The organism is Streptomyces niveus, from assembly GCF_001723055.1.
Classification (GTDB): domain Bacteria; phylum Actinomycetota; class Actinomycetes; order Streptomycetales; family Streptomycetaceae; genus Streptomyces; species Streptomyces niveus.
The window spans coordinates 1-2,560 of the sequence record NZ_MDCR01000349.1 but is presented as its reverse complement, the minus strand read 5'-3'; the positions used below and the strand labels follow the sequence as shown (position 1 = coordinate 2,560).

At 71.2% G+C, this 2,560-nt stretch carries 3 protein-coding genes and 1 pseudogene; all 4 read right to left on the bottom strand.

Annotated features, from left to right (window positions below; translation table 11 throughout):
- Positions 1-234: pseudogene (locus BHU15_RS32205) on the bottom strand (histidine kinase); the annotation flags it as partial.
- A 105-nt stretch (positions 235-339) separates the two neighbouring features.
- Positions 340-693: a hypothetical protein gene (locus BHU15_RS42220; protein ID WP_368483230.1), complete on the bottom strand. Its 354-nt coding sequence runs from the start codon at positions 691-693 to the stop codon at positions 340-342.
- 129 nt (positions 694-822) lie between these two features.
- Positions 823-1,869: a zinc-dependent alcohol dehydrogenase family protein gene (locus BHU15_RS32200; protein ID WP_069630365.1), complete on the bottom strand. Its 1,047-nt coding sequence runs from the start codon at positions 1,867-1,869 to the stop codon at positions 823-825.
- 72 nt (positions 1,870-1,941) lie between these two features.
- A partial coding sequence (locus BHU15_RS32195) for a universal stress protein (protein WP_069630364.1) occupies positions 1,942-2,560 on the bottom strand: 619 nt, incomplete at its 5' end.

Sequence of the window (2,560 nt, the reverse complement as noted above, 5' to 3'; positions counted from 1 at the left end):
CTCCCGGTCCACGCCGACGGTCACGAACTGGGAGAGGCGCATGTCCTCCTCCACGACACCCAGCGCTCCGTACTCGGCGTCGACCAGCACCACCGCCGCCTCCACGATGCGCCGCAGCACCTGCGGCAGGTCCAGCCCCCGTCCGACCGAGAGCACGGCCTGGAGCAGGCTCCGCACCGATTCGGGATTGCCGTCCTGTACGGCGCCGAGCTGGGCCCGCAGCTCTTCGGGCAGGACGCCTTCCCGTTCCGGTACGCCGTCGCCGTACCTGCCCGGGTCGTCGGCCACGAGTCCTCCGTCGGGGCAGTGCTGCCGTCGGGCCTCTTCGAGCCCTGTTTCTCACGGTAGCGACTGCTTTCGACGCCGCATCCCGAAGCGCCGTCTCGCAGGTGCGGATCGCCGCCCACGGGAGACGAACGGTGTCAGGCGGCCGGGGGTGGAGAGGACGGCTGCCGATTCCGGCGCGGGTTGGTCCGACGGCCGGTGACTTCGGCCGGGGTGACGACGATCCACAGCGCGCTCCGGATCACGGCCCGCCTTCCTGAGGCCGGGCGGCAGATCGGCTGTCCCGCCGACCAGCTCCGTGACCGTGGTCTCCAGTGCGTCGGCCAAGCGCAGCAGGAACCTGGTCCTCGGCGCCGCCGCTGACTCCTCCAGGTACTGGATGTAGCCGGGGGCCGAGCCCGATCGCACCGCCACGTCTTCACGCGTCAGCCTCAGTTCCTGGCCGCTACCCGGCGGCCCAGATCGGACCGATGCGCGGCGGGGGCGTCGGGCCGGAAGCCCTGGTCCGGGTCACTGCCGGTCATCGCGGTCGCCCCCTCATGCTCCCGCCCTCTCCAGGACGACCTTCAGCGCGCCGCTCTCGGCCGCGGCCGAGAAGACTCCGTAAGCCTCTTCCATCCGGTCGAGGCCGAAGGTGTGTGTGACCAGGGAGCTGGTGGGAAGCCGTCCGGTGGCCAGCATTCCCAGCAGCATCGGGGTCGAGGAGGTGTCCACCAAGCCGGTGGTGATCGTCACGTCCTTGATCCACAGGTCCTCCAGATGCAGCACCGCCGGTTTGCCGTGGACGCCGATGTTCGCGACGTGCCCGCCAGCGCGCACCGTACGGGTGCACAGCTCGAAGCTCTCCGGGACCCCGACCGCTTCGATCGCCACATCCGCGCCGGTTCCGTCGGTGAGGTCGCTCACCAAGCGGGCGGGATCCTCCGCCCCGTTCGCCACCGCGTCGGCACCGAACCGCCGCGCGGCCTCCAGCCGCGCCGGAGAAAGGTCGACCGCGATGATCCGGCCGGGACTGAACAGTTGTGCCGACGTGATCGCGGCCAGTCCGATCGGACCCGCTCCGACCACCAGCACCGTGTCGCCGGGGCGGACCCGGCCGTTGAGGACGCCCACTTCGTACGCGGTGGGGAAGATGTCGGCGAGCAGCACGGCATCCTGGTTGCTCACGGCGCTGGACAGGGGGTGGACGGACATGTCCGCGTAGGGCACGCGTACGTACTCCGCCTGCGTTCCGTCGATCAGGTGCCCGAGCACCCAGCCACCGCCGCCCAGGCACTGGCCGTAGCGGGCCTCACGGCAGAAACGACAGCGCCCGCAGGCCGTGATGCAGGAAACCAGGACCCGGTCCCCCGGGCGCACGGTGCGCACGTCCGCGCCGGTCTCGACCACCTCGCCGACCGCCTCGTGCCCGAGGACCGTGCCCGGGGCGACTTCCGGGACGTTCCCCTTGAGGATGTGCAGGTCGGTGCCGCAGATCGTGACGGCGTCGACGCGGACCACCACGTCCCCGGCGTCCCTGAGCGCGGGGTCGGGGACCTCGTCCCACGACGACTCTCCGGGCCCGTGGAAGACGAGCGCCTTCATGACGTACCCCTTTCCTGGGTGTGTGGGAACCGGGACGTGCCGAATCCCTGTCCGGTATCGCGAAATGACGTGTCAACCGTGCGGGACGATCGCCACCGGGCACGGTGTGTGATGTACGGCAGCCGCAAGAACGTTGCCCACCGGGGGCGATACCCTCGGCCCCTTCTGGCGACGGCCGACGACGAGCAGGGCGGCGCCCACCGCGCCCCGTATCACCGCCTTGGCCGGGCTCTCCGCCCACACGGTGTCGACCACCCGCACGTCGGGGAACTTCTCCCGCCAGGGACGGAGCATGGCGGCCAGTTCGCGTTGAGCGTGGCCGATGACCTCGCCGCGAAGGTACGGATCGGCCACAGTGCCGCCACGCGTGTACGCGGCGGCCGGCAGGTTTCTGGCGTGCACCGCGCGCAGCGTGACACCACTGCGGGCCGCGCCGGTGAAGGCGAACTCCAGCAGCTCGTCGCACGGACCCCGCAGGCTCAGGGCCACCGTCAGGTCTCCCTCGTCGTCGGCCGGCGCGGGGTCCTCACGAGCCCGTACGAACACGGTCGGAGCCTGCGCCCGCGCCATGACGTGCAGACCGATGTCGCCGAGGAAGTAGCTGGCCATGGGCGCCATGTCCCGCGAGCCGAGTACCAGCAGCTCCGACTCCGCCGCCGCCGACAGCAGCGCGTCCACCGGATCCTCGGCC

Coding starts and splice junctions, on each gene's coding strand:
- BHU15_RS32200 (WP_069630365.1), bottom strand. CDS start 1,869: ATGAAGGCGCTCGTCTTCCACGGGCCCGGAGAGTCGTCGTGGGACGAG.